Source organism: Aeribacillus sp. FSL k6-2211 (assembly GCF_037966125.1).
GTDB lineage: Bacteria > Bacillota > Bacilli > Bacillales > Aeribacillaceae > Aeribacillus > Aeribacillus composti.
Map to the genome: position 1 here is coordinate 765,647 of NZ_CP150190.1, position 26,604 is coordinate 792,250.

The following is a 26,604-nucleotide window of genomic DNA, read 5'->3' on the forward strand; positions in this document are numbered from 1 at the left end:
GTATATAAGAAAAATAATGTATTTTTAGATTTTTTTCAATATTAAGATGGTAACAAGACCATAATCAATGAAAGGGGTTTCAATAGTGAAACTGATCACGTTTACAGAACAAGGCGTCACACGCATCGGTGCAATTGAGGATGGAAAAGTGATTGATCTGCATGCCGCATTTGAAAAAAAGCTGGAATCGGAAGGGAAATTGCGCTTCAAACAAATTGCTGAGGCGTATGTGCCGGCAGATATGAACGGATTTTTGCAAGGCGGAAAGGAAAGCTTGGACTATGCAAAAGAAGCAGTTGCATTTGCTTTAAAACATGAAAAATATAAAGGAAAGCAGCTTGTGTTTTCCAAAGAAGATGTAAAAGTGGAAGCACCAGTGCCATCGCCGGGGAAAATGATTTGCGTAGGCCATAACTACAGGGAGCATATTTTGGAAATGGGAAGAGAGATTCCTCCATATCCTGTAGTTTTTGCGAAATTCGCGAATACTGTCATCGGACCGGAGGATGACATTCCTCATTATCCAATTTCCGATCAGCTGGATTATGAAGCTGAGTTTGCTTTTGTGATTGGAAAACGGGCGCGCAATGTTTCCCAAGCAGAAGCATTGGATTATGTTGCAGGCTATACAATTGTGAATGATGTGACTTACCGGGATCTTCAACGCCGTACGCTGCAATGGCTTCAAGGCAAGACAGTGGATGGAAGCGCTCCGATGGGGCCGTGGTTAGTAACAACCGATGAGCTGTCAGATCCTTCTGGGCTGGAAGTAGTCTTAACGGTTAACGGTGAAGAACGTCAGCGTTCTAACACGAAAAATCTTGTCTTTTCCGTACAGTACTTGGTTGAATTTCTATCTGGACTTATGAAACTTGAGCCGGGAGATGTCATTTTGACAGGAACTCCAGGAGGTGTTGGTGTAGCGAGAGACCCTCAAGTATTTTTAAAAGATGGAGATGTTGTCCGCATCGAGATAGACGGCATCGGTGCATTAGAAAATAAAGTGAAAAAAGTGATGGGGGAGATCAGCGAATGACTAATATGAACGAAGCGATTGAAAGCATAAAACAATCCATTGACCAAATGATTGAAACTACAAAAAGTCTTTCAGAAGAGACCATTCGTTGGAATCCATCAGAAGAAGAATGGTCCATCATGCAAATTCTTTGCCATGTTGAAGAAGCGATTCCATACTGGTTAAACGAAATTGAGCGGCTGCTTGAGTCGCCGGGTGCAGAATGGGGAAGAGGACTTACGGATGAAAACAGGCTTGCTGCTGTTGCTAATACAGAAAAACGTGAAGTTTCAGACGTGCTAAACAAGCTTGAAAACGTAAAAGATCAAGTGGAAAAAGTGTTGAGCAAGCTGTCAGAAGAAGATTTAAAATCAGAGGCTCCGAGCCGCAATCCTCGTTTCGGAACAAAACCGATGTCTTTTATTGTCGACCACCTGCTTGTCGAACATGCAAGCAAGCATTATAGCCAAATTCAACGTAATTTATCAAAGCTTTAAAAGAATAGAGGAGGTTAGTTCATCATGGCGGAAAAAAATGAGTTTTTTAAAAGTAAAATTGTCCGAGATTTCACAAAAGATATTGAGCAATACCATCTAGGACCGCTTTGGGATGCTATTCCAGATTTAATGCATCGCCAGCCAACTCCGCAAGCTGAAGCGTATCTTTGGAAATGGAAAACCCTTTATAAAAAATTGATGGAAGCAACTGAAATTTTTACTCCTGAGCGCGGCGGAGAAAGACGGGCGATTTATTTTCAAAATCCTGGATTGACTTATCGAAAGCCTTGGGGATGGGCATCAACAACACAAACGCTTTATGCTGCCGTACAATTAATTCTTCCCGGTGAAGTAGCGCCTTCGCATCGCCATTCGCAAAGTGCGCTGCGCTTTATCAGTCAAGGAAAAGGCGCTTATACAATTGTGCAAGGCGAGCGGATTTTTATGGAGGAAGGCGATTATCTCATTACTCCGAAAGGGCTTTGGCATGGTCATGGACATCCGGGTGATGAGCCGATGATTTGGATGGACTGCCTTGATATTCCAACTATCTATTCGATTGGCGGCACGTTCTTTGATCCTTATCCAGACGGAATTGAACAACCGAAAGTTCCTGATAATTACTCATCGCAAAGATATGAAGGCGGCATGGTTCGTCCAATTTCTGACCGTGAACCAAAAATCGCTCCGTTAGGGTCTTATAAATGGAAGCAGACTGAAGCAGCTATTCAAGGTTTAAAACGCTTTGATCCAGATCCGTACGATGGATATGCGGTTGAATATATCAATCCTTCAACAGGCAAACAAGCCAATCCGACGATTTCCGCTTGGATGCAATTGCTTCCAAAAGGGTTTCATTCAAAAGCTCACCGTCATACGCACTCAACTATTTACCATGTCTATAAGGGATCTGGGTACAGTATTATCAACGGTGTGCGCTTTGATTGGGAAAGCGGCGATTTCTTCGTTGTTCCGAATTGGGCGTGGCATGAGCATGTTGCCGAAAAAGATTCTTACCTGTTCTCTGCGAATGATTTGCCGATTATGGAAAGATTTGATGTGGAACGTGAAGAAGCTTATGAAGAAAATAATGGATTCCAACAAGTGACCGATGAATTTCAACCTGTATTCGTTTAAACTTAGCAAGCATAATGGAGCAGTTGACGGTCCAAATTAAAACTGAACCTTTTGACGAGGTTTAAAAACCCCTTTTTCACAAAGCTATTGTTGAAAAAGGGGTTTTGTTTTTTAGCGCGCCCAGCTAAGGTGTAATGGAAGATGGACAGTTTCATAACACCGAAAAGGGTACCCCGCAGGGCGGAGTCATTTCGCCTCTTTTAGCGAACAGCTACCTGCATTATATGGAAACGATATGAAAGAAGAAGTTCCACACTTAGGAGAACTGGTGCGATACGCAGATGATTTCGTGATCATGTGTCGCACGAAAAACGAGGCGCTGGAGAGCATTCAAGTACTAAAAGCCATCATGAAGAAACTCGACCTTGAAATCAACACAGAGAAATCCAAACTGGTCAGCCTATGGGACGACACAAACGGATTTGACTTTCTAGATCTACACCATCGGAAATTTCCTGTGATGAACAAGGGTGGCTCGAAAGTTTATGTCATGTCTCACATTTCCAAGTAAGAAAGCCATGAAGAAAATGAAAATGAATTTAAGGAATATACGAGTCCAAGGAACAAGCGATTTATGGACATCAAAGAACTGGTGAAAGGGCTCAATCGAATTTTACAAGGATTTAAGAATTACTACAGTATTTCGTCCATCGCCAAGAAGTGGCTAAATAAAGTGGACTGGTATGTATTAGAAAGACTTACTCTGTACTGGAATAAGAAGAAGAACCAAAGGAAGAAACATGCGAGAATGAAAGAAGTTATAAAATTAACACAAGGCTTATTAGTGAAATTAGCAAGTTAGACAAGAACGAAAGCCAAAGGAAGAACGTCGGAAAGCCGTATGAGGGAAAACCTCACGTACGGTTTGATGAGGGGAAGCTGAGAGCAAAAGAGACAGCATAGGCTGTCCCTTTGAAAACAGTTTTCTACTCTACTAGTAAATTGGAAGCCTTCCCCATCTTAAACGACCTAAGCTTTTAGAAGAATAAAAAATGGTTGTGTGGATTTTAAGCAGCCCTTCAGCTTACCGATTTCATAAACTCAATATTTTAAAAATTAAGAAATCATTTCAATAAAGTTATGAATGTTTTGTCAAAAGATGCTAAAACAAGGCAATTTTTTACCGATAAATAAAATAGCAAGAATTCCTCGGAGGAGAAGGAATATGGGAATACAAAAGATAACCGGTGTTAATAATAATGCTTTTTTGCAGGATATGCAAGGAAAAGAGGAAAAATTGTCAATGCCTGAAAACCAGCAGCCTGTCCAAGAAGAAGAAAAAAAAGCTAAAGTTACGCTGGAGGAAGCAATTGAGGATTTGAACAATTTTTTGAAGCCGATTAAAACATCGATTCAATTTGTACTTCATGAAGAACTGAAAGAATATTTTGTACAAGTTGTCAATGTAGAGACGAACGAAGTCATCAGGGAAATTCCTCCGAAAAAAATGCTTGATATATATGCGGCAATGGCAGAGCTGATGGGATTAATCGTGGATCGGAAAATTTAACTAGGGGTGGAAACAATGCGAATTGTCGGTTTGGCAAGCGGAATGGACATTGACGCTCTCGTAAAAGATTTAATGAAGGCGGAAAGAATTCCGCTCGATAAAATGGTCCAACAAAAGCAAATTTTTGAATGGCAGCGCGACAGCTACAGGGAAATCAACAAGCTGTTGGACGAATTGGACAGATTGATTTTTGACGGCGTATACAGACTGTCGAATTTCCGGCAAAAAAAAGTGACGAGCTCTGATGAGTCAGCTGTTGTGGCAAAGGCAATCAACGCTTCAGCTAATACGTCAACAGCGATTGAAGTCCAACAATTGGCTAAGGCTGCCACATATAGTGCAGCAACGTTAAATAAATTTACATCTGGTGCAAGAACGCTAAAATTTGAAGTGACCGATCCAGGTTCAACAGAAACGAGAGAAGTGACGATTAATATTGGTGAAAATGATACGCTTGATGATGTTATCTACAAAATCAACAGCTCAAATCTAGGCGTTACGGGGATGAAATTAAAGGATTCATCTGGTGTGGAAAGGCTCGTTTTAACGAATAATAAAACAGGTGAAGGCGGAACGATTAAAGCTGCCGATAGTGAAACATTTGATTTTTTGCAAAGCCTAGGTTTTTCACTTAATAAAACAACGTTTAACCTAATCCCCGAAACTGCGGGTCAAAATGCAAAAGTTAAAATCAACGGCTACGAAACTGTCCAAACATCTAATACATTTACGATTGCGGGGATTGAATATACAATTAAAAATGTAACGACAAGTCCTGTTACGATTTCTACATCAACAGATGTTGATGCAATTCTCGATACTATTGTAAAATTTGTTAATAAATATAATGAAGTGATTGAAAAGATTAATGGCAAATTAACAGAAGAGCGCTTCCGGAATTTTCCTCCTCTAACGGATGAACAAAAAGAGGAAATGACGGAAAAGCAAATCGAGCTGTGGGAAGAAAAAGCGAAAAGCGGCCTTCTTCGCGGCGATGCGATTTTAACAAGCGGTCTTAATCAAATGCGGTTGGATTTATATTCTCCTGTCGCCGGAGATGCTTTGAAAGGGTTTAAGCAGCTTACGGATATTGGGATTTCAACAACAGCCAATTATTTGGACCGAGGCAAACTTACAATTGATGAAAATAAACTCCGGGAAAAAATTCAGGAAAATCCAGAAGCGATCTATAAACTATTTATGTCTGACGGCGAATCTTACAATGATAAAGGGATTGCCCGCCGTCTCCGCGATTCTTTGAAAGGTATGATGACAAAAATCAAAGACAAAGCGGGAACGTCTTTGTCTACAAATGACCAGTTTACGATTGGAAAAAACTTAAAAGATTTGGATAATCGAATCAATGCCTTTCAAGATCGGCTTATACAAATCGAATCAAGATATTATCGGCAATTTACGGCAATGGAACAGGCGATTCAGCGGGCGAACCAACAGTCAGCGTATTTGATGCAATTATTTGGAGGCGGCGCTTAATCGTCTGCCTTTACTATTTACTTTTTAATGGATATGATATCTGAGGAGTGTCTTAAATGGCAATGAACAATCCTTATCAATCTTATTTGGAAAACAGCGTACAAACTGCATCACCGGGTGAACTCACGTTAATGCTTTATAACGGGTGTTTAAAATTTTTAAAGCTTGCGAAAAAAGCAATAGAAGAAAAATCTATCCAACAAAAAAACGAAAATTTGCAAAAAGCACAAAGAATCATTTGTGAACTAATGGCCACGCTAAATATGGATATTGAGATTTCTAAAAATATGTACGCACTGTATGAGTACATGAATCGACGGCTTGTTGAGGCCAATTTTAAAAACGATGTCACCATTATTGAAGAAGTGGAAGGATATGTGACAGAGTTCAGAGATACGTGGAAAGAAGTAATCCAAATCAACCGGAAACAGCGGCATAGTGAAGGCGGACAAGCGTAATGGACGAAGTGGAAAAATTGTTGGAAATAACGGAAGAGTTAGTGGAATTGACAAAACGGTCTAAAGATCAACATCGCGACCGTGATCAAGTGATACAAAAAATAGAAGACTTGCTAGCAAAACGGGAGGAGTTAACAAAAAGCATGAATCCTCCCTTCACGCCCAAGGAGAAAGAAGCAGGAAGAAAAATTATCCAATTGAATCAAATTCTTGTTGAGCAGCTTAAACTAATAAAACAAGAGATACAACATGATATCGTCAAGATGAAAGCCCAGAAAGAGATGACAAAAAAATATATGAACTCTTATGCGAATGCCACTATTGATGGCATTTTTTATGATAAGAAAAAATAGCAATATATGTACAAAAAGACACGATCATGTAGCGATGGATGAAAGTGTGAAAATCGTTTTCCCCGCTCATCAGCATTCATAAAATGTTCACGATTTTTTTTATTTTGTGAAAGGAAAAACGAACGAAACATCGAACTATATATATATCCCTTAATAAAAGGAGGAGCAGCTCAATATGAAATACAACATTAGAGGGGAAAACATTGAAGTAACTCCAGCATTAAGAGAATATGTACAAAAAAAATTATCTAAACTTGAACGTTATTTTGATAATGGAGTACAAGCCGATGCAAATGTGAATTTAAAATATTATAATGACAAAGAATCTAAAATTGAAGTAACGATTCCAATGACACATTTAGTGATGCGTGCTGAGGAATATCATGAAGATATGTATGCTGCGATTGATCTTGTCGTTGATAAGCTTGAACGTCAGATCCGCAAGCATAAAACAAGAGTAAACCGGAAGCTTCGTGAACAACAAGTTGATGCTAAATATTTCATCAATGCGGAAACGAATGATGACACTGATGTGAATGAAGAGGATATCGAACTTGTAAGAACAAAACGGTTCAATTTAAAGCCGATGGATACTGAGGAAGCTATTTTGCAAATGAACATGCTCGGCCATAACTTCTTTGTTTTTACGAACTCTGATACAAATAGAACAAATGTTGTCTACCGCAGAAAAGACGGCCGCTATGGATTAATTGAACCAAATGAGTAAAATTTATTATATATAAAAAAGTGCAGCCTACCTTGGCTGTACTTTTTTTACCTTCAAGCAAATAAAATGTAGACAAATGGGACGGGTTTATGGAAAGACTTTCACACAGCAAAAGTTGTACGCTTGGAAAAGCAGTGATAAAATTTAAAAGAAACTAAAATAATTAAAATAAATTAAGGAGCGTTAAAGATGCTTGGACTTTTAAATAAAGTGTTTGATCCGAATAAACGCACTTTAGCTCGTTATGAAAAAATAGCTGAAAAAATAAATGCTCTCGGTCCAGATATGAGAAAGCTTTCTGATTTGGAATTGAGGTCAAAAACAGCTGAGTTTGCGGAACGGCTTGAAAAGGGAGAAACACTCGATGATCTGCTTGTGGAAGCCTATGCAGTTGTAAGAGAAGCCGCTCACAGAGTGCTCGGCCTGTATCCATATAAAGTACAGCTTATGGGAGCTATTGCCCTTCACGAAGGCAATATTGCGGAAATGAAGACAGGTGAAGGGAAAACATTAACCTCAACGATGCCTGTTTACTTAAATGCGTTGACGCGGAAAGGCGTTCACGTCGTTACCGTCAATGAATATTTGGCAAGCCGGGACGCAAAAGAAATGGGCAAAATTTTTGAATTTCTCGGCATGACTGTTGGTTTAAATTTAAACGGTATGTCAAAAGAGGAGAAAAAGGCTGCTTACGAAGCTGATATCACCTATTCAACAAATAACGAACTTGGGTTTGATTATTTGCGCGACAATATGGTTTTATACAAGGAACAAAAAGTGCAGCGCCCTCTGCATTTTGCGGTAATCGATGAGGTAGACTCCATTTTAATTGATGAAGCAAGAACTCCGCTTATTATTTCTGGACAAGCACAAAAATCCACCAAACTGTATATTCAGGCAAATGCTTTTGTCAGAACGCTTCAAAAGGATAAAGATTATACTTATGATGAAAAAACGAAATCCGTTCAACTTACAGAAGAAGGGATTGAAAAAGCGGAGCGTGCTTTCCATATTGATAATTTGTTCGATTTAAAAAACGTCACACTAAACCATCATATCAGCAATGCGCTGAAAGCCCACGTCGTCATGCATAAAGACGTTGATTATGTTGTTGAAGACGGACAAGTGATCATTGTAGACCAATTTACCGGACGGTTAATGAAAGGCCGCCGTTACAGCGACGGTTTGCATCAGGCAATCGAAGCGAAAGAAGGCCTTGAAATTCAAAATGAAAGCATGACGTTGGCAACGATCACGTTCCAAAACTATTTCCGAATGTATGAAAAGCTGGCGGGAATGACAGGTACTGCGAAAACAGAAGAAGAAGAATTTCGCAACATTTATAACATGCAGGTTATTACCATCCCGACAAACAAGCCGGTTATCCGCGAAGATCGTCCGGACCTCGTTTACCGTACAATGGAGGGGAAATTTAAAGCGGTTGTAGAAGACATCGTTCAGCGGCACATGATTGGTCAGCCTGTTCTAGTAGGTACAGTCGCGGTTGAAACATCTGAATTGCTTTCTAATATGCTTAAGAAGCGGGGAATTCCGCACAATGTGTTGAATGCAAAAAACCATGCAAAGGAAGCAGAAATTATTGAACAAGCCGGACAAAAGAATGCTGTGACGATCGCGACAAATATGGCCGGACGGGGAACGGATATAAAGCTCGGCGAAGGCGTAAAAGAGTTGGGTGGATTAGCTGTCATCGGCACAGAACGCCATGAATCCCGAAGAATTGACAATCAGCTGAGAGGACGTTCTGGACGTCAAGGAGACCCGGGTGTTACGCAGTTTTATTTGTCAATGGAAGATGAACTGATGCGCCGATTCGGTTCAGAAAGTATGATGAGCATGATGGATCGGCTTGGAATGGACGATTCCCAGCCGATTCAAAGCAAAATGATTACCCGTGCTGTGGAATCGGCGCAAAAACGGGTGGAAGGAAACAACTTTGATGCGCGGAAGCAGCTTCTTCAATATGATGATGTGCTCCGTCAGCAGCGTGAAATTATTTATAAACAAAGAGATGAAGTGCTTGAATCTGAAAATCTGCGAGAAAATGTTGAAGACATGATTCAACAAACGATTACCCGTGTTGTACAGTCATTTACGCCTGAAGAAGAGCTTCCAGAAGACTGGAACCTTGAAGGACTAGTCGACTGGGTAAAAGCCAATATTTTGGATGAAGCAGATGACTTTAATGTAAATGACCTTCGCGGAAAAGAATCGGATGAAATTATTGATATCATTTGGGAAAAAGCGAAGAAGCGTTATGATGAGAAGGAAGCTGCTTTTGGCGAGGAAAACATGCGTGAATTTGAACGAGTCATTGTACTCCGCGCCGTTGATACAAAATGGATGGATCACATCGATGCAATGGATCATCTTCGCCAAGGTATTCATTTACGTGCATACGGACAAACCGATCCGCTTCGTGAATATCAATTGGAAGGCTACACAATGTTTGAAAATATGATTGCGTCCATCCAAGAAGAGGTTACAAAATATATAATGAAAGCTGAAATTCAAAACAATTTGGAACGTCAGGAAGTGGCGGTCGGCGAAGCCGTGCAGCCGAAAGAAGGAGACGCCCAGACGAAAAAGAAACCTGTCAGAAAAGCAAAAGAGGTTGGCCGCAACGAGCCATGTCCGTGCGGAAGCGGCAAAAAATACAAACATTGTTGCGGAAGATAACGATTTTAAATAGAATGGGTGTGGCGAGATGTCAGTCTCGCCTGTCCCATAAATTTTTTAATTAATGTATAAGTGGACAAAGCGAATCTGCAAAAATATAGTATACTGTGCAAAAAATTTTTAGAGGTGATGGACTAATGGATTTAGTAGAAATTCGGAATGAACTGGAGAAAATGGCTAAACGATTAGCGGATTTTAGGGGGTCTCTTTGACTTAGAAGAGAAGGAAGCACGCATAAAAAAATTAGAGGAGCAAATGGCTGCGCCAAATTTTTGGGATGACCAGCAAGCAGCTCAGAAGGTAATTAATGAAGCAAACGCCTTAAAAGATCTTGTCGGAGAATTTAACCATTTAAATGAATCATATGAAAATCTTCAAGTAACTTACGAGCTTATTAAAGAAGAGCCGGATGATGATTTGCAAAGAGAGCTTGAATCCGAATTGAAAAAATTAACGAAGGAATTGAATAATTTTGAATTACAGCTTCTTTTAAATGAGCCTTACGATAAAAACAACGCGATTTTAGAGCTTCATCCGGGAGCAGGAGGGACGGAATCTCAGGACTGGGCATCTATGCTCCTGCGAATGTATACGAGATGGGCGGAAAAGAAAGGATTTAAAGTTGAAACGATCGATTATCTTCCGGGTGATGAAGCAGGAATAAAAAGTGTAACGCTGTTAATTAAAGGACACAATGCATACGGTTATTTAAAAGCGGAAAAAGGAGTCCATCGGTTAGTGCGCATTTCTCCTTTTGATGCATCAGGCCGCCGCCATACTTCCTTTGTTTCCTGTGAAGTGATGCCAGAATTTAATGATGAAATCGATATTGAAATTAGAAGCGAGGATTTGAAAATTGACACGTACCGTTCAAGCGGTGCGGGAGGGCAGCACGTAAATACGACCGACTCGGCGGTACGGATTACACACTTGCCAACTGGAATTGTCGTGACATGTCAAACGGAGCGCTCTCAAATTAAAAACAGAGAACGAGCAATGAAAATGTTAAAATCTAAGCTATACCAATTAAAAATTGAAGAGCAGGAAAAAGAATTAGCGGAAATTCGAGGAGAGCAAAAGGAAATTGGCTGGGGTAGCCAAATCCGTTCTTATGTCTTCCATCCATATTCATTGGTGAAAGATCACCGGACAAATGTCGAAATCGGCAACGTCCAAGCTGTAATGGATGGGGAAATTGATGCATTTATTGATGCATATTTAAGAGCAAAATTGTCTTAAGGCTGTTATGAAAAGGATGATGACGCGTTTACAAAAGATGAGCGAATAGAACTGTGATGCGGAAAAATGACGAAGAAAAACTGCCCTAAATTCCATTTGATTAGAGAACTTGTGGGGCTGTCCAGAAAGTCAAAATCCATTGAAACGAAACATCATAAACATTGATATATCAACATTTAAAACATTAAAGGGGCGTCTATAAGGCGTAAAAACGACTTATTAGACACCCTTTTTCTTTTTTATCAATATTCAAGTTATTTTCACAGGATTGTCAAATGTTGGTCAATTTGTTTCAGATTGAAACCTCAATAATTAGGTTATAATATCTTCGAGACTAATTGGCGAAGGGGGATTTCGCAGTGAAAAAGTTCTTGATCTTAGTATTTGGTCTTTCACTCGTATTAGCTGCATGCGGGGGCGGCGGGAATGACCAAGAAAGCGGAACAAATGGCGGAACAGATCAAGCTGAGAATACTGCATCTGCAGAAGATCTGATAAAACAAAATTGTACAAGCTGCCATGGACAAAATCTTGAAGGTGCTTCCGGTCCGAGTTTACAGAAAGTTGGAAGCAAATATAGCAAAGATGAAATAAAAGATATTATTTTAAACGGCAAAGGCGCTATGCCAAAAGGTTTATTGAACGATAGCGAAGCAGATGTTGTCGCTGAGTGGCTTGCAGGACAAAAGTAACATAAGAAGCGAGGGGACATGATCACCCTCGCTTTTTTATGCTATAGAAAAAAATAGCAGATAATAGAAAATTTTGTAGTTTTTTTTACAAGAATTTTAAAAATTTTCCCTCGAAATATGATATTGAAACAAAAATGTAATATGAAAAAGTCTATTTTTGACGAAAAATGATGTTATAATGTTTTTTGTGGGAAGGATGTAAGATTTGTTTTCTGCTTCATAATTAATAGACGAATAGAAAATAACATTAGTTTCAAGTTATAAAAATTTTTTTGACTAAGTACTGAAATAATTCAATGACTTCAGGTGATAGCATGATCGAAATGAAGGATGTTTATAAAACCTATTCGAATGGTGTTTTGGCCATTAACGGTATTTCAATAAAAATCAATCAAGGCGAATTTGTATACATCGTAGGTCCTAGCGGTGCTGGAAAATCGACATTTATCAAATTGATGTATCGGGAAGAAAAGCCTACAAAAGGCAGTATTGTCATAAACGGTATACAACTAGAAAACCTTAAAGAAAAAGAAGTGCCGTATTTGCGGAGAAATATCGGGGTTGTCTTTCAAGATTTTAAATTATTGCCGAAATTGACTGTTTATGAGAATGTTGCCTTCGCTTTGGAAGTGATCGGGGAAAATCCGAAGAACATTAAAAAGAGAGTGTTAAATGTGCTCGATCTTGTGCAATTGAAGCATAAGGCACGTTTCTTCCCTGACGAATTGTCTGGCGGTGAACAGCAGCGCGTATCAATTGCTAGATCCATTGTAAACAATCCGCCTGTTGTAATAGCTGACGAGCCGACAGGAAATTTGGACCCTGAAACCTCTTGGGAGATTATGAGATTGCTAGAGGAGATCAACAATCGGGGCACAACGGTGTTAATGGCAACACACAATAAAGTGATTGTGAACACGATTCGAAAGCGGGTTATCGCTATTGAGGACGGCAAAATTGTGCGTGATGAGGCGAGAGGGGAGTATGGTCTTTATGAATAAAACTCTCGGTCGTCATTTGCGGGAGGCGATAAAAAGTCTTGGGCGAAACGCTTGGATGTCCATAGCCTCTATATCAGCCGTAACAGTGACCCTTCTTTTGGTCGGTACGTTTTTGGTTATTATGATGAATTTAAATAATATTGCCAGCAACATTGAAGAAGATGTTGAAATAACCGTGCTAATTGACAGGACAGCAGATCAAAACGCTCAAAACCAACTTGAATCGAAACTAAAAAATCTAGAAAAAGTGGAGAACGTCCAATTTTCTTCCAAAGACCAGGAGCTGGAAAAATTAATTAAAAGCTTCGGTGAAAAAGGAAAGTCATTCAAGCTATTTGAACAGGATAATCCTTTAAACGATGTTTTCATCGTCAAAACGAAAGTTCCCGAAGATACTCCAGTTGTAGCGGAAGAAATTAAAAAAATGCGCTTTGTCGAAGATGTTCAATATGCAGAAGACACTGTAAAAAAATTGTTTGAAGTTCTCAACGTTTCAAGAAATATCGGTATAGTGTTGATCATCGGGCTTGTGTTTACTGCGATGTTTTTAATCTCAAACACTATAAAAATCACTATATTTGCCCGCAGACGAGAAATAGAAATTATGAAACTTGTTGGTGCAACAAACTGGTTTATACGCTGGCCGTTCTTTTTAGAAGGTTTGTTTTTAGGAGCGCTGGGAGCTGTCATACCAATTACAGTTTTAGTTGTCAGCTACAATAGCTTAGTAAATATTGCCGTTCCTTATATTCAAGGTTCTTTTGTTGAGTTGTTGCCATTTTCTCCTTTTGTTTTTCAAATATCGGCTATCTTATTGTTAATCGGCGTCTTAATCGGCATATGGGGAAGCTTAATGTCTGTTCGAAAGTTTTTGAAAGTGTAGTTTATCTTAGGCAGCTCTTGCCATACCAGATCGAATTGATTGAAAACATGAATTAAGAGGAGGAACCGGATTGTGAAAAAGAGAATAGTGACATTAAGTCTTACAGCTATATTGGGGACAAGCGGGGTATTTGTACCGCTGAGCAAAAGCGCTTATGCGTCATCCTTTGAGGAGAAAAAAGCAAGAATTCAAAATGAGCGGTCAAATGTTCAGTCGAATATAGAAAGCAAGAAAAGTGAAGTAAAAGAATTAGAGACAAAACAAAATCAACTTAATCAAGAGATTAAAAAGTTAGATGAAAAATTGCTGGATACTGGTGAAAAAATCGAAGAGAAAGAGAATGAAATCAAGAAAACTAAAGCTGAAATTGAACAGTTGAAAAAACAAATTGCTGAAGTAAAAAAACGGATTGAAAAGCGGAATGAACTGTTAAAAGAACGGGCAAAATCCTTGCAGGAAGCCGGAGGTACAATCAGCTATCTCGACGTTATCTTAGGTGCGAAAAGCTTCAATGATTTTGTAACTCGTATAAGCGCTGTTACAACGATCGTTGATGCGGATCAAAAAATTATTGAAGAGCATGAAAGAGATATGAAACTGAAAGAGGAAGCGGAGGCTAAATTAAACAAACAGCTGTCCTCTTTGGAAGAAGCTTTATCTGAATTGGCTTCATTGAAACAAGAGCTAGATAAGCAAATTGATGAAAAAGATAAATTGTTGGGGCAATTGGAAGCGGAACATGGCCAGGCAATGGATCAATTAGAAGATTTGGTACATCAAGATGCTATGCTGGCAAAGCAGCAAAAAATGATTGAACAACAGCAGCAAGAATATTTAAAAAGACTAGAAGAAGAAAAGGCTAGACAGGCTCAAGCTTCACAATCTGCTTCTAAATCAAGCGATAAAACTGCTGCTTCAAGTGATAAAACTGCTGCTTCAAGCGATGGCGGATCTTCACCAGAACCATCTGTATCATCAGCTGCAGGAAGCGGATCTTTTATCTGGCCGGCTTCAGGTGTTCTTACCTCTAAAATGGGGATGAGATGGGGCAGGTTACATGCAGGAATTGATATTGCAAAACGAGGAACGGTTCCAGTTTACGCTTCTGCTGGCGGCACGGTTAGTTATGCTGGACAAATGAGCGGCTACGGTAATGTGATTATGATCATCCATAATATTAACGGTAAAACGTATACTACACTTTACGGGCATTTGAGAAGCATTAACGTTTCAAATGGTCAAAAAGTGAGCCAAGGTCAGTTTATTGGATATATGGGAAATTCAGGAAATGTGTATCCGAAACCAACTAAGAATAACCCACAGGCAGGCCAACATTTACATTTTGAAGTACATAACGGAACATGGCGAGGCAAATCCAGCGCGATCAATCCTTTAAGCGTTCTTCCATAAAAATTTATTAACAATGCACAATAAGCTCTCAAGGGAAGAAGAGTTTGTTGTGCATTGTTATTTTTTTTATAAATTGCAAAACAGTTTTCTTCTGATCGTGTTTCATCGATGCAAAAAATAGAGGAAACGGGAGATTACATCAAGCTTCAATGGATTGATTTTCACAATAATTCTTTTTCATGTAGTGATAGATAATTACAAAAAATATAGTTACTCCTCCCGTATGATTATGCCGGTGTAGGCAGTTTGCTTGACTAAAGAAAAGGAAAGCGTTTTTATGAGAACAAAACACCTTACCCATTTTCAAAGCAAAGATGATCGTTGGCTGATTTTTTCTGTTTTCTTGATGGAACTTGACTAGAAGCGGTCAAATTCTTGTCAAAGGGCGGTATATTAAGTTTTTTGAATTGCTTTTCCTTTTCCTGTAATCCGCACATGATTTGTACAAGCTTTGCATACGCTATAAATAATTCGGATTGTTGGAAAGGAAGGCAAAAACATATGAAACAAATAATAAAATTGATTACAGTGTTTTGGATCGTGACCAGTTCCATCGTCGTTTTGGATGTGCACGGTCATGCTGAAAATAATGAATCGCTGGAAAATAAAACAATTGCTGCATCTGCGCAAAGTTCAGATGAAACCATTCCAGGATTGGAGAAATTTATAAAAACGTATGAATTAATTTCTGAAAAATATGTCCATCCAGTCGACAAAAAACGTCTCCTAGAAGGTGCCATTCAAGGGATGCTATCTTCTTTAGGCGATCCATACTCAGTCTATATGGATAAGGAAACTGTTAGACAATTTACAGAGTCCCTTGATTCTTCATTTGAAGGAATCGGTGCCGAAATCGGTATGAACAACGGCAAAATAACCATTATTTCACCATTTAAAAATTCGCCGGCGGAAAAAGCGGGCTTAAAGCCAAATGATGAAATTGTGAAAATTGATGGTAAAACAGTTTCCAGTTCAGATCTTCATGAAGCAGTACTGAAAATCAGAGGAGAAAAAGGAACAATCGTCAAACTTACGATACGCCGCCCTGGAAGTAAAGATTTATTGTTTTTTGAAGTAAAGCGGGATGAGATTCCGATTGAAACAGTGTTCAGCTCCGAAATCAATAAAAATGGGAAGCGGTTAGGTGTCTTGCATATTACTTCATTTTCTGAAAGGACAGCTGATGACTTTAAACAAAAGCTAAAAATGTTAGAAAAAAAGAAAATTAACGGTTTAGTCATCGATGTTCGCGGCAATCCGGGGGGATATTTGCAGGCTGTAGAGCAAATTTTGCATCAGCTCGTTCCTAATCATGCACCATATATTCAAATAGAAAAGAGAGACGGAAAAAGGGAGATGTATTATTCAACATTAAAAGAAAAGAAGCATTATCCTATTGCCGTCTTAATTGACAACGGCAGCGCATCTGCTTCGGAAATTTTGGCAGCTGCGTTGAAAGAAGCGGGGGGTTATACCATTGTCGGCGAAAAATCCTTTGGAAAGGGAACAGTTCAGCAAACAATACCGCTGGATGATGGAAGCAACATAAAGCTGACGTTATACAAATGGTTGACTCCTAAGGGAAATTGGATTCATGAAAAAGGTGTGGAACCAACGGTAAAAATATCGCAGCCGGATTATTTTAAAGCTGGACCGCTCGATATTTATCAGCCATTAAAGAAAGAGATGAATAATGAACAAGTTCGCATTGCACAAATATTATTATCAGGATTAGGTTATGATCCTGGGAGAAAAGACGGTTATTTCAGTTTAGAAACCGAGCTGGCTGTAAAGGCGTTTCAAAAAATGAACGGTTTATCCGTGACGGGGAAAGTGGATCAAAAAACAGCTATAAAAATGAATGAATTGATCACAAAAGAAACTCGTTCAAAACAAAATGACTTGCAGCTGCAAACTGCCATTTCACTATTAGCACGATCTTCTTAAGTATTGAAAAAATACGGCAGTTTTTCTGTTGCATTTTGTTTAAGGGGCTGTCTAATAAGTCGTTTTTACGGCTTATTGACGCTCGCTTTAATGTTTTAGAAACGTTGATATATCGATGTTTATGATTTTTTGTTTTCAATAGGGATTTCACTTTATGGACAGCCTCTAAATGAGATTTCGCTTCCTTGTGCAGGCTTTTCAGTTGAGAAAATTTCTGCTTTCATATCGTAGTGAAATTTACAATTATTTATGCATACAGAGGATGGACGCAGCTTTATGACAATATGGCTGCGTTTTCTTGTGCGCCCGGCATGGGTGTAATCTATAGGGTGAAAGTCCCGAGCTGCGAAGGCAGAAGTAGCAGTTAGCTTAACGCAAGGGTGTCCGTGGTGACGCGGAATCTGAAGGAAGCGAGCGGCAAACTTCCGGTCTGAGGAACACGAACTTCATATGAGGCTAGGTATCACTGGGTGAGTTTGCAAGACAAAACAAAGCCCTTTCTGCCGAAGGTGATACAGAGTAAATGAAGCAGATGGATGGAAGGAAAGATTACACTCTTACCCGGGGAGGTCTGGCTGGCACGCCAAGTAACCTTGGTAACCTATCTAGTGATAGATAGCTGAACCGTCAGAAGTCAGCAGAGGTCATAGTATTAGTTGGTCTAGAACAACTAAGAAGGACCGAACAATTAAGAGAGAATAGCCCTTGGCATTCAGTGAGTCATGATGAACACAGAAAACGTAGTACCTCACTTGAGGGAGGAAGCGGTGAATCCCGTGGGAGATCTCTTGGAGGGTGGAGTGACCACTGGCATAAAGAGAACAGCTATTCACGGAAGTTATAAAGACTTGCGTCAATTATCTTAATTGAACCGCCGTATACGGAACCGTACGTACGGTGGTGTGAGAGGACGGGGGTTAGTCACCCCCTCCTACTCGATTTAAATCATTGGGAAGTGACAGAGCGGCATTGTTAAGTGGCTGTTTCCTTGCTCAATTTTTTGATCAATTTGCTGCAAGTTTGATTCATTCAGCTTTTTAGAAAAAAGCGGTATGAAGCCAAAAAAGCCGCTGCTCCATGAATTTGGTCAATCGGCCTTTTTACCTATTTCCAGTTTTTTATATGACGTTCTAGCTTCTTTTTTAAAAGATTTGATAAAATAGAGGAAAGTCTCATATGATTCGTAAAAGGGGTGGGCCGTTTGGTTGGACAATGGCTTTTAGAATTGCTTTTCAGCATAGGCCGTTTTTTCTTGCATCCGCTTTTGTATTTCTTTCTCATTTTTTCCTTTTTAAATGGATATTGGCGGGTTAGAAGAGAACGAAAATCTTTTCATGTGCGCGTATATGATGTGTTTGACGATATTCGTTTTACTTATACGAAGGGAATTATCGCTGGCCTTATCCTTTCTGTTCTTTTCATGCTTCTAGGACTGTGGATTCCATTCGGAACACTCGTTTTATTGACTATTTGGCTGCTGGCTGTTAGTTTAACTTTTCAGCCGCGTTTTTTGTCATCAACGATCTCATTGGGCGGAACGATTTTTTTAACAGCTTTATTAAATGGAGTGGCAGATCAATCTCCTTGGATCGATGAATTTTTTGTGAGCCTTGATAAAACAAACTACAGCGTCTTGTCGCTATTTTTGAGCTTTTTGCTTATTTGTGAAGGGATTCTCATCTATCGAACAGCACATTACCATACATCCCCATTTATCATAAAAAGCAAGAGAGGAATGCCGATTGGGAATCATGTAGCGAACAGAACATGGATGATTCCGTTAATGCTTTTAGTTCCAGGCGGTTCATTGGAATCTCCTTTTTCTTGGTGGCCAATTATTTCTTTAAATGGTGAACCATTTATGCTCGTGATGATTCCGTATTTTGTCGGTTTTTATCAAAGAATTCAAGGGTCTTTGCCAAAGGAAAGCATTCAAGTAACAGGCCGGCGCATTTCGATTCTTGGAATTATTTCTCTTGTTGTTGCTGCTGCTTCGTTGTGGGCTCCATTTCTGTCGTTTGTTGCCGCGGCTCTTGCATTGATAGGAAAGGGATTAATAACTGTAAAACAAAGGATGAATGATAATTCGGCCGCTTTTTATTTCTCGAAACAAGATTATGGACTGGTCGTATTAGGCACGCTTCCTCAATCCCCGGGAGAGAAAATGGGAATAAAAGCGGGAGAAGTTATAACAAAGGTGAATGGAAAAAATGTAAAAACAACGTACGAATTTTACGAAGCGCTGCAGATAAGCAGGACGCATTGTAAGTTGGAGGTACTAGGACATAACAAAGAAATCCGTTTTGTCCAACGCGCCTTATACGAAGGGGAGCATCATGAACTCGGCTTGCTCTTTGTGCAAGGTGAGAAGTGGAAGTCAGAAGCCTCTTAACCGGTATGAATGGTTCATAATCAACCGGAATAGCGACATAATTTTTAGGGATAGGCCATAATTCTTCGGAATGAGTTTCATTTTTTTTCCGGAACGATAAAGGTATATTTTCTCTATCACATCAAACCACTTAGTCAATGATTGGCTAAGTGGTTTTTTACGTCAAAAAATGTTATAGCTAGCAGAATTAGGCTCGAGAAATTATTGTACAAAGGAACTGACATTGTTCAATAATATTTGAAGCCTTTCAGTAAATATGTCTAATCATGAAAATAGCCGCGGCTAGAAAAACTTTAGCTAAACATTGCAAGCACCTTCAATGGTTTAAAATATCATTTATCAAGTACTCTGCATCGGCGCCCACCCCTCCGATAAGAGCGGAGCCTCTCCGATATTGCCAAGGCAATCCTAAGAAGTACAATCCTTTCACAGGAGTAACCCCTCGTTGGTGAACGGGCTTTCCTCTATGATCTAAAACATTAGGAATTTGTATCCAGCTGTAATCAAAATAAAATCCGGTTGCCCAAATGACATTTTGAACTTGAATTTGACTGTTATCTGCAAAAGAGATAACATCTCCTGAAACACTCTCTGTTTTAGGCTTCATTTTTATTTTGCCTTCTTGTAATAAATGTTTCAGCTCTTTACCGAAAATAGGATCGCTTTGTTTACTGATCAACCTGCCTAACGGGCTATTGATATGGACGTCTAATAAACCTATTTTTTGAAACCACCAGAAAATACTTTTCCCCATAATTTCAAGTGGGAGAAATCTCATTTTATGACCTACTGATAAATAAACTTCTCTGTCTTCGGACAATTCAACTGCAATTTGCGCTTCAGAATTTCCTGCACCGACTACTAAAACAGAGCCATCTTGCAATTGAGATGGATTCAAATAGCCGGATGTATGCACTTGATACACTTGATCGTATAAGCTTTCGGCAAATGGTGGAAGATAAGGCTTTTGAAAAGGCCCTGTTGCTATAACCACTTTATTTGCCATATATCTCCTATGGTTGGTTGTCACTTTAAAAATCTCATTTTCTTTTTGAAGAGAAATGACTTCTGTATTCAGATGAATAGGTAATTCGAATTTTTGAGCATAATCCTCTAAATAATCGGCTATTTCATCCTTAGTTGGATATCCGTCCGGGTCACCCTTTAAGACCATTCCTGGCAAGGAGCTAAACGATCGAGGGGTAAAAAGCACTAAAGAATCGTAACGATTTCTCCAAACATCTCCGATTCGATTTTCCTTGCCGACAATGGCAAATAATATATCGTGTTGCTTTAGATAATACCCCATCGCTAATCCTGCTTGGCCAGCACCGATTACAAGAACATCAACATTTTGTCCCATTTCAATCAACTCCGAAAAAAGCTAGACTTTCATTTTTCCATGATGGATTTGAGAGGTTTCAATTTGAATGGTTGTATGCAAAATCTTAAATTTTTCTTCAATCATGTGAATGGCAGCTTGTAACACTTTTTGACTGTCATGATGATCTTCAATTAAAATATGGCAGCTTAGTGAATCTAAACCTGATGTAATCGTCCAAATATGCAGGTCGTGAACATCCTTCACACCTTCAATACTTTTTAAGGCTTTCTTCACTTCATTTTGATCAATGGTAACGGGCGTTCCTTCCATCAAAATGTGTATGCTATGCTTCAAAACTCCCCAAGCGCCTTTTAATATTAATAAAGCAACTAAAATGGAAATAATAGGGTCTGCTATATACCAGCCAAAGAGCCACATGATGAATCCTGCAGCAATGGCTCCGACAGAGCCTAAAGCATCGCCGATAACGTGAAGATAAGCGCTGCGAACATTGACATTATGTTTCACATCACCTTTTCTCATTAACACCCAGGCGCTTAAAAGATTAGCAAAAAGACCAATAGACGCAATCAACATCATCGAGCCGCTTGCTACAGTCGGCGGATTGAAAAAACGCTGAACAGCTTCCCAAATGATAAATCCAGCGATAACAAACAAGGTAACTCCATTAAACAAAGCGGCTAAAATTTCAAAACGATAAAAGCCATACGTTTTATTTGGGGAGGCTGGTTTGGCCGCAAACCATATAGCAATTAGGCTAAGAGCAAGCGAACTGGCGTCACTAAGCATATGTCCAGAGTCAGAAAGAAGGGCCAGACTGTTTGTCATTAACCCCCCGAAAAACTCTAACAGCAAAATTCCAACAGTAATGAGCAGTGCAATTATAAGTCCTTTTTTATTGTTTTCCCTGTTAAAGTCGTGATGGTCGTGAGAGTGGTGATGGCTGTTCATGGTCAAATGCCTCCTTACTGATGTTCAGAATGATCAATGGCTTGTTTTAATAATGAAAAAACGTGTTCGTCATTACAGGAGTAAATCAGTGTTTTTCCTTCACGGCGATACTTAATAAGTCTAAGATTTCGCAATATACTAAGCTGATGGGAAACTGCTGATTGAGACATTTCCAACACTTCGGCAATATGATTTACGCTGCACTCTTCTTGTGATAACAAATAAAGAATTTTAATTCGAGTAGGGTCGGCTAACACCTTAAATATTTGCGATATATGTTCAATTGTTTCAGGTTTTAAGAAAGAATGATCTTCCGTCTTCATTCATAATTCCCTCGTTCTTTTATTATATATGAGCATATGTTCATATTTTATTGTATTTTGCATTCTGTATTTTGTCAAGTTTAGGAAATCTGTTTAACAGTACATAATGAGGAGGGAACCTTTCAGATTGGAAATACGGTCAACTAGTTCTGAGGCATTTTCAGTGGGCTTAAGAAATCTAAGAGCTCGTTAAAAGTGACAATAGCAATGAGATAAATGAAGCAGTTTTTAAAAGATGATTGCTTCAAAGTAGATTGCAGCTGGAGAGAATTTCTAAATTGATCGTATAAGGACATTTCAGGGTACTTGCGAGCAATCATTGAGAAGTCGATTCAGTTATCTTTTTGAGAAGCTGCCAAGCATGGAAATTGAGCATTTCAATATGTTTATTTTAATTATTGACTAGCAGAAGATAACCTCTCGTTCTTGAACAGCCTTGCCTAAACGTTAACTTGGTTAATTCACGCTGTCGGCTAGCCTTCATACAGGAACAGGTGAAGCCGGGCATGAATAGCAGCTTCTGCCAGATCAAAAAATGTCGGAAAAGGGCATACTTTGTCCGGTTTAGCCGTAAAGGAATCCCTCTTATGGTAGACAGGTCTACATAAGAGGGATCATATCAAATGAAACCTGAAGGATCTTTGTGTCAGCAGATCTAATTTTACAAGAACAAGCCGCCAATGGCGCCCGTTAAGACGATAATCCATGGAGCTATCCTCCAATAAGCGAGCATACTGAATAAAATTGCAGCAAAAGCGAAATCAATCGGACGATTAATGGAGCTTATCCAGATCGGATCATAAAAAGCGGCAATTAAAATTCCGACGACAGCAGCTTGTATGCCCATTAACGCACCATTAATCTTTGAATTGCTTCGAAGCTTTCCCCAAAACGGTAATGTACCAAAAATGAGCAGAATTGCCGGAAGAAAGATGGCGCAAGTTGCAACGAATCCCCCAGCCCATCCATTCATGACCGCTCCAATATAAGAAGCAAATGTAAACAAAGGACCAGGAACTGCCTGTGCTGCTCCGTAACCAGCCAAAAATTCTTTTTCTGTTAACATTCCTGTTGGAATAAATTCCTGTTCAAGCAGCGGGAGCACCACATGTCCTCCCCCAAATACGAGAGATCCAGAGCGGTAAAAGCTGTCGAACAAGCCGATCCAGTAAGAAGAAGTCCACACTTTTAATAAAGGAAGGAAAAGGAGAAGCCCGAAAAATAACAATAAACAGCTTGCGGCAAATCGTGTTGAAATCGGCACCTGCAACGAAGTCTGGGTATCTTCTTCTACTTTTGTATATAATAAAAATCCAATAAAAGCCGCTAGCAACATGACGACAACTTGGGAAAAAGCATGTTGCCATAATAAAGTAACGACTAGCGCGCCTAATGCGATGGCTTTTCTCCCTAGGTCAGGGGCAAGTTTTTGTGCCATTCCAATAACAGCATGGGCGACTACAACAGCAGCAACAATCTTTAAGCCGTGAATCCAGCCGGCATCAACAATATGTAACTCTTTAAGAATAAGAGCAAAGATCATCAGTGCGATTGCAGACGGAAACGTAAAGCCGATAAAGGCGCAAAGTCCGCCTAATATTCCTCCCCGCATGAGACCGATGCCGACCCCGGCTTGGCTGCTGGCAGGTCCGGGTAAAAAATGGCATAAAGCAACCAAATCTGCATAGCTCTTTTCATCCAACCATTTTCTTCTCCGAATATATTCTTCATGAAAATATCCTAAATGGGCGATTGGCCCCCCAAATGAGGTCAATCCAAGCTTTGTGGAAATGGCAAATATCTCGAACAGCGTTTTCCATTTTGATTCCTTCATGTTATCCCCCACCTTCATTATGTATTTCTTTAAAAAGCTCGTACGCTTTCGTCCGGGCTTCTTTCAGAACGGCTTTCCCTTTCTGTGTAGTTGTATAATATTTTCGTATTTTTCCTTCTACATTTTGTTCTGTTTTTTCTAACAGTCCGTCCTTTTCCATTGCGTGGAGAATCGGATAAAGAGTCCCTGCACTTATGTTGTAGCCATGACTTTTCAGTTCCTCAAGCATCCACAAGCCGAATATAGGATGTTCGCTTGCATGATGTAAAATATGAATATGTATAAAACCGAGAAAAAGCTTGCGCAACACTTTATCTTCCATTTTTACCCCCCATTTTGAGAATCGATATCGAATTTCGATAACATTAATATTGTAAGGTTATTCATATGTACATGTCAAAATTATATTTACGAAAATATTTGACAATTGAATTGTCTTTTCATAAAATGGACATATAAAATATGAACACTTATTCATATAAACACATATACTGCAATGTGTACTCTATTTCATTGGAGGATTAGAGAATGATTCAGTATCGGGTAAAGGGATTGTCTTGTGCAAATTGCGCAAAGAATCTGGAAGAGGAAATCCAAAAGCTTGAATATGGAGAAAATGCAAAATTAAATTTTCAATCTAGCAAACTGTATGTCAATGAAGAAATTAATATTGCGAAAGTCAAAAAAATTTTAGCATCGGATGGGGCCTATATTGAGGAAGAAAATAAACATGAAGATACACATTCTTATTTATTGTGGCTCGTTTTGCTCTCGGTTTTAGCTTTTATAGCTGCTGTTGTGTTCGAAAAAACATTATCACAATCCGCCGCTGTTACAATGTATATAATTGCTACGGTGATCAGCGGATATAAAACATTTTTGAAAGGGGCCAAAAACCTCGTTCGATTGAAATTTAATATTGACACCCTTATGACAATTGCTTTGATTGGAGCTTTTGGCATTGGAGAGTGGAAGGAAGGTGCTGTTGTTGCCATTTTATTTGGAGTGAACGAATATTTAGAGGGCTTGGGAATGGAAAAGGCCCGTCGTTCTATCGAATCGCTTTTAGAAGTTGCGCCGAATGAAGCTACGATTGTTATAGATGGCCAGGAAAAGAAAGTTTCCATTCATGACATCAAGGCAGGGGATATTGTTCTTGTCAAAGCCGGTGAAAAAATTCCATCGGATGGGATAGTGGTGGAAGGGAAAAGCTCAGTTAATGAAGCGGCCATTACTGGAGAATCTCTCCCTGTTGAAAAGGAAGCAAAAGATGAAGTGTTTGGCGGAAGCATTAATAATGAAGGAATTTTGAAAGTTCGGATAACAAAGCCTTACGAAGAATCGTCTCTAGCGAAAATTTTGCATTTAGTTGAAGAAGCGCAGGAAACAAAAACGCCGACTGAGCAATTCATTAATAAGTTTGCGAAATATTATACTCCTTTGATCATGCTTATCTCTCTTGTCGTTATTTTTATTCCGCCGCTTTTCTTAGGAGTTGATTGGAGAACATCTTTATATCAAGGATTGGCAGTGTTAATTGTCGGCTGTCCATGTGCATTAGTTTTATCCTCTCCCATTGCTATCGTTTCAGGAATCACGAGAAATGCACGCAAAGGCATTCTTGTAAAAGGCGGGGTTTATTTAGAGCAATTAGGGAAAATTGGAATAATAGCTTTTGATAAAACAGGAACACTGACAAAAGGGGAGCCCTATGTAGAGAAGTTTGTAGAATATGATCCTTCTTTTTGGAGCATCATCGGATCAATTGAAAAATCCTCTACTCATCCGATCGCTAAAGCCATTATGAAAAAAATAGATGAGTTAAACGTTTCCCTTTTGGAGGCTCACTCCGTTGTTGCAACATCAGGTGAGGGAATAAAAGCGGAGATAGACGGGAAGGAATACCGTGTCGGCAATGAAAAAACGATTCAACATCTTTCGCTCAGCGAAAATGTAAAGGAAGACATAAAGGCCTTTAAACAGGAAGGACTAACAATCGTTTTGGTTTCAGATGACAAAAACGTTCTCGGTATGGTCGGTATAGCGGATGAAATTCGACAGGAAAGCAGCCAGGTGATCCGCATGCTTCACCGAACAGGTGTGAAGAGAACTGTCATGTTGACAGGAGACCACGAAAAAACTGCTGAAAAAGTGGCGAAAAAGGTTGGTTTAAGTGAATATTTTGCAAACCTTCTGCCGGAAGAAAAGGTGGAAAAGGTAAAAGAGCTGTCTCTCTCAGGAAAAACGGCAATGATCGGAGATGGTATTAATGATGCGCCTGCGCTCGCAGCTGCTGATTTAGGCATTGCAATGGGAAAAGGAACAGACAGCGCAATTGAAACGGCTGATATCGTTTTAATGCAAGATCATTTAGGAAAGCTGCCTGAAGCTATTTCAACCGCCAAAAAAGTTAATAGAATCATCAAGTTAAACATCGGGATTGCTCTAGGTTTAAAAGCCGCTGCACTGCTGCTGACGATTCCAGGCTGGCTTACGCTTTGGATAGCCATTCTGTCTGATATGGGGGCGACTGTTTTAGTGACCCTCATTAGTTTAACGATTTTATGGGAACGAAATAAAAAACTTCTAAATGAGGCTTTCAGCTAATGGCTGATCGCCTTTTTTTCTTGCATTTTTTAATATTTCTCTTCCATAAACATATGACATTTATTATAATCTTATTAATTTGACAACCT

At 39.4% G+C, this 26,604-nt stretch carries 24 protein-coding genes; 19 read left to right on the forward strand and 5 right to left on the reverse strand.

The features are described from left to right. Positions 1-85 precede the first annotated feature (85 nt). From NSU19_RS03765 to NSU19_RS03850, 18 genes are all read left to right on the forward strand, one after another. Positions 86-1,036 (forward strand): fumarylacetoacetate hydrolase family protein, encoded by a 951-nt coding sequence (locus tag NSU19_RS03765; RefSeq protein WP_339198853.1) that lies wholly within the window; start codon positions 86-88, stop codon positions 1,034-1,036. Further along, on the forward strand, positions 1,033-1,512 hold the full coding sequence (locus tag NSU19_RS03770) for a DinB family protein (protein ID WP_066248864.1): 480 nt from the start codon (positions 1,033-1,035) through the stop codon (positions 1,510-1,512). Before NSU19_RS03765 ends, NSU19_RS03770 begins: the two co-directional genes overlap by 4 nt. Before the next feature lie 24 nt (positions 1,513-1,536). After that, positions 1,537-2,649: a cupin domain-containing protein gene (locus NSU19_RS03775; protein ID WP_063389206.1), complete on the forward strand. Its 1,113-nt coding sequence runs from the start codon at positions 1,537-1,539 to the stop codon at positions 2,647-2,649. A gap of 235 nt (positions 2,650-2,884) precedes the next feature. Further along, positions 2,885-3,160: a reverse transcriptase domain-containing protein gene (locus NSU19_RS03780; protein WP_339198856.1), complete on the forward strand. Its 276-nt coding sequence runs from the start codon at positions 2,885-2,887 to the stop codon at positions 3,158-3,160. A gap of 63 nt (positions 3,161-3,223) precedes the next feature. Continuing rightward, positions 3,224-3,451 (forward strand): group II intron maturase-specific domain-containing protein, encoded by a 228-nt coding sequence (locus NSU19_RS03785; RefSeq protein WP_066249848.1) that lies wholly within the window; start codon positions 3,224-3,226, stop codon positions 3,449-3,451. Between the two features lie 363 nt (positions 3,452-3,814). Next, on the forward strand, positions 3,815-4,159 hold the full coding sequence (gene flaG, locus NSU19_RS03790; RefSeq protein WP_063389205.1) for a flagellar protein FlaG: 345 nt from the start codon (positions 3,815-3,817) through the stop codon (positions 4,157-4,159). Positions 4,160-4,174: 15 nt separating this feature from the next. Further along, positions 4,175-5,653, forward strand: a complete 1,479-nt coding sequence (locus tag NSU19_RS03795) for a flagellar hook-associated protein 2 (RefSeq protein WP_339198859.1) — start codon at positions 4,175-4,177, stop codon at positions 5,651-5,653. Positions 5,654-5,709: 56 nt separating this feature from the next. Then, positions 5,710-6,111 carry a flagellar export chaperone FliS gene (fliS, locus tag NSU19_RS03800; protein ID WP_063389203.1) on the forward strand — a complete coding sequence of 134 codons (402 nt, stop codon included), beginning with the start codon at positions 5,710-5,712 and terminating at the stop codon, positions 6,109-6,111. Continuing rightward, positions 6,111-6,464 carry a hypothetical protein gene (locus tag NSU19_RS03805; protein ID WP_066249842.1) on the forward strand — a complete coding sequence of 118 codons (354 nt, stop codon included), beginning with the start codon at positions 6,111-6,113 and terminating at the stop codon, positions 6,462-6,464. Before fliS ends, NSU19_RS03805 begins: the two co-directional genes overlap by 1 nt. Before the next feature lie 175 nt (positions 6,465-6,639). Then, entirely contained in the window at positions 6,640-7,191 is a 552-nt protein-coding gene (raiA, locus tag NSU19_RS03810) for a ribosome-associated translation inhibitor RaiA (RefSeq protein ID WP_063389201.1), read from the forward strand. Between the two features lie 189 nt (positions 7,192-7,380). Beyond that, positions 7,381-9,891, forward strand: coding sequence for a preprotein translocase subunit SecA (gene secA, locus NSU19_RS03815; protein ID WP_063389200.1), 2,511 nt, complete (start codon positions 7,381-7,383; stop codon positions 9,889-9,891). A 137-nt stretch (positions 9,892-10,028) separates the two neighbouring features. After that, positions 10,029-11,130 (forward strand): peptide chain release factor 2 gene (gene prfB / locus NSU19_RS03820; protein WP_130158800.1). Its coding sequence is split into 2 segments (ribosomal slippage): positions 10,029-10,100 and positions 10,102-11,130, totalling 1,101 coding nucleotides; the frame shifts between segments, so codons are not numbered across the junction. 359 nt (positions 11,131-11,489) lie between these two features. Further along, the gene (cccB, locus tag NSU19_RS03825; protein ID WP_063389198.1) at positions 11,490-11,822 is read left to right on the forward strand and encodes a cytochrome c551; all 333 of its coding nucleotides are present in this window, start codon (positions 11,490-11,492) and stop codon (positions 11,820-11,822) included. A 314-nt stretch (positions 11,823-12,136) separates the two neighbouring features. After that, a complete protein-coding gene (ftsE, locus tag NSU19_RS03830) occupies positions 12,137-12,823 on the forward strand; it encodes a cell division ATP-binding protein FtsE (protein ID WP_094245188.1) in 687 nt (228 codons plus the stop codon). After that, positions 12,816-13,706: a permease-like cell division protein FtsX gene (ftsX, locus tag NSU19_RS03835; RefSeq protein WP_339198864.1), complete on the forward strand. Its 891-nt coding sequence runs from the start codon at positions 12,816-12,818 to the stop codon at positions 13,704-13,706. Before ftsE ends, ftsX begins: the two co-directional genes overlap by 8 nt. 72 nt (positions 13,707-13,778) lie before the next feature. Beyond that, the gene (locus NSU19_RS03840; RefSeq protein WP_339198868.1) at positions 13,779-15,116 is read left to right on the forward strand and encodes a peptidoglycan DD-metalloendopeptidase family protein; all 1,338 of its coding nucleotides are present in this window, start codon (positions 13,779-13,781) and stop codon (positions 15,114-15,116) included. 501 nt (positions 15,117-15,617) lie between these two features. Continuing rightward, on the forward strand, positions 15,618-17,063 hold the full coding sequence (locus NSU19_RS03845) for a S41 family peptidase (RefSeq protein WP_339198871.1): 1,446 nt from the start codon (positions 15,618-15,620) through the stop codon (positions 17,061-17,063). Positions 17,064-18,264: 1,201 nt separating this feature from the next. Continuing rightward, positions 18,265-19,455, forward strand: coding sequence for a PDZ domain-containing protein (locus tag NSU19_RS03850; protein ID WP_339198873.1), 1,191 nt, complete (start codon positions 18,265-18,267; stop codon positions 19,453-19,455). Positions 19,456-19,771: 316 nt separating this feature from the next. Here NSU19_RS03850 and NSU19_RS03855 read toward each other — a convergent pair whose 3' ends face one another. The 5 genes from NSU19_RS03855 to NSU19_RS03875 all read right to left on the reverse strand — a co-directional run bounded on the left by NSU19_RS03855 (position 19,772) and on the right by NSU19_RS03875 (position 24,230). Continuing rightward, positions 19,772-20,818, reverse strand: coding sequence for an NAD(P)/FAD-dependent oxidoreductase (locus NSU19_RS03855; RefSeq protein ID WP_339198875.1), 1,047 nt, complete (start codon positions 20,816-20,818; stop codon positions 19,772-19,774). Positions 20,819-20,839: 21 nt separating this feature from the next. Then, positions 20,840-21,751, reverse strand: a complete 912-nt coding sequence (locus NSU19_RS03860; protein WP_339198878.1) for a cation diffusion facilitator family transporter — start codon at positions 21,749-21,751, stop codon at positions 20,840-20,842. Between the two features lie 14 nt (positions 21,752-21,765). Beyond that, complete coding sequence (locus NSU19_RS03865) at positions 21,766-22,074, reverse strand: metalloregulator ArsR/SmtB family transcription factor (protein ID WP_063389190.1); 309 nt, start codon at positions 22,072-22,074, stop codon at positions 21,766-21,768. Positions 22,075-22,735: 661 nt separating this feature from the next. Next, positions 22,736-23,908, reverse strand: a complete 1,173-nt coding sequence (chrA, locus tag NSU19_RS03870; RefSeq protein WP_339198881.1) for a chromate efflux transporter — start codon at positions 23,906-23,908, stop codon at positions 22,736-22,738. 1 nt (position 23,909) lies between these two features. After that, positions 23,910-24,230, reverse strand: a complete 321-nt coding sequence (locus NSU19_RS03875) for a PadR family transcriptional regulator (protein ID WP_063389188.1) — start codon at positions 24,228-24,230, stop codon at positions 23,910-23,912. Positions 24,231-24,436: 206 nt separating this feature from the next. Between NSU19_RS03875 and NSU19_RS03880 the strand changes: the two genes are divergently transcribed. Further along, positions 24,437-26,515, forward strand: coding sequence for a heavy metal translocating P-type ATPase (locus tag NSU19_RS03880; RefSeq protein WP_339198883.1), 2,079 nt, complete (start codon positions 24,437-24,439; stop codon positions 26,513-26,515). Positions 26,516-26,604 lie beyond the last annotated feature (89 nt).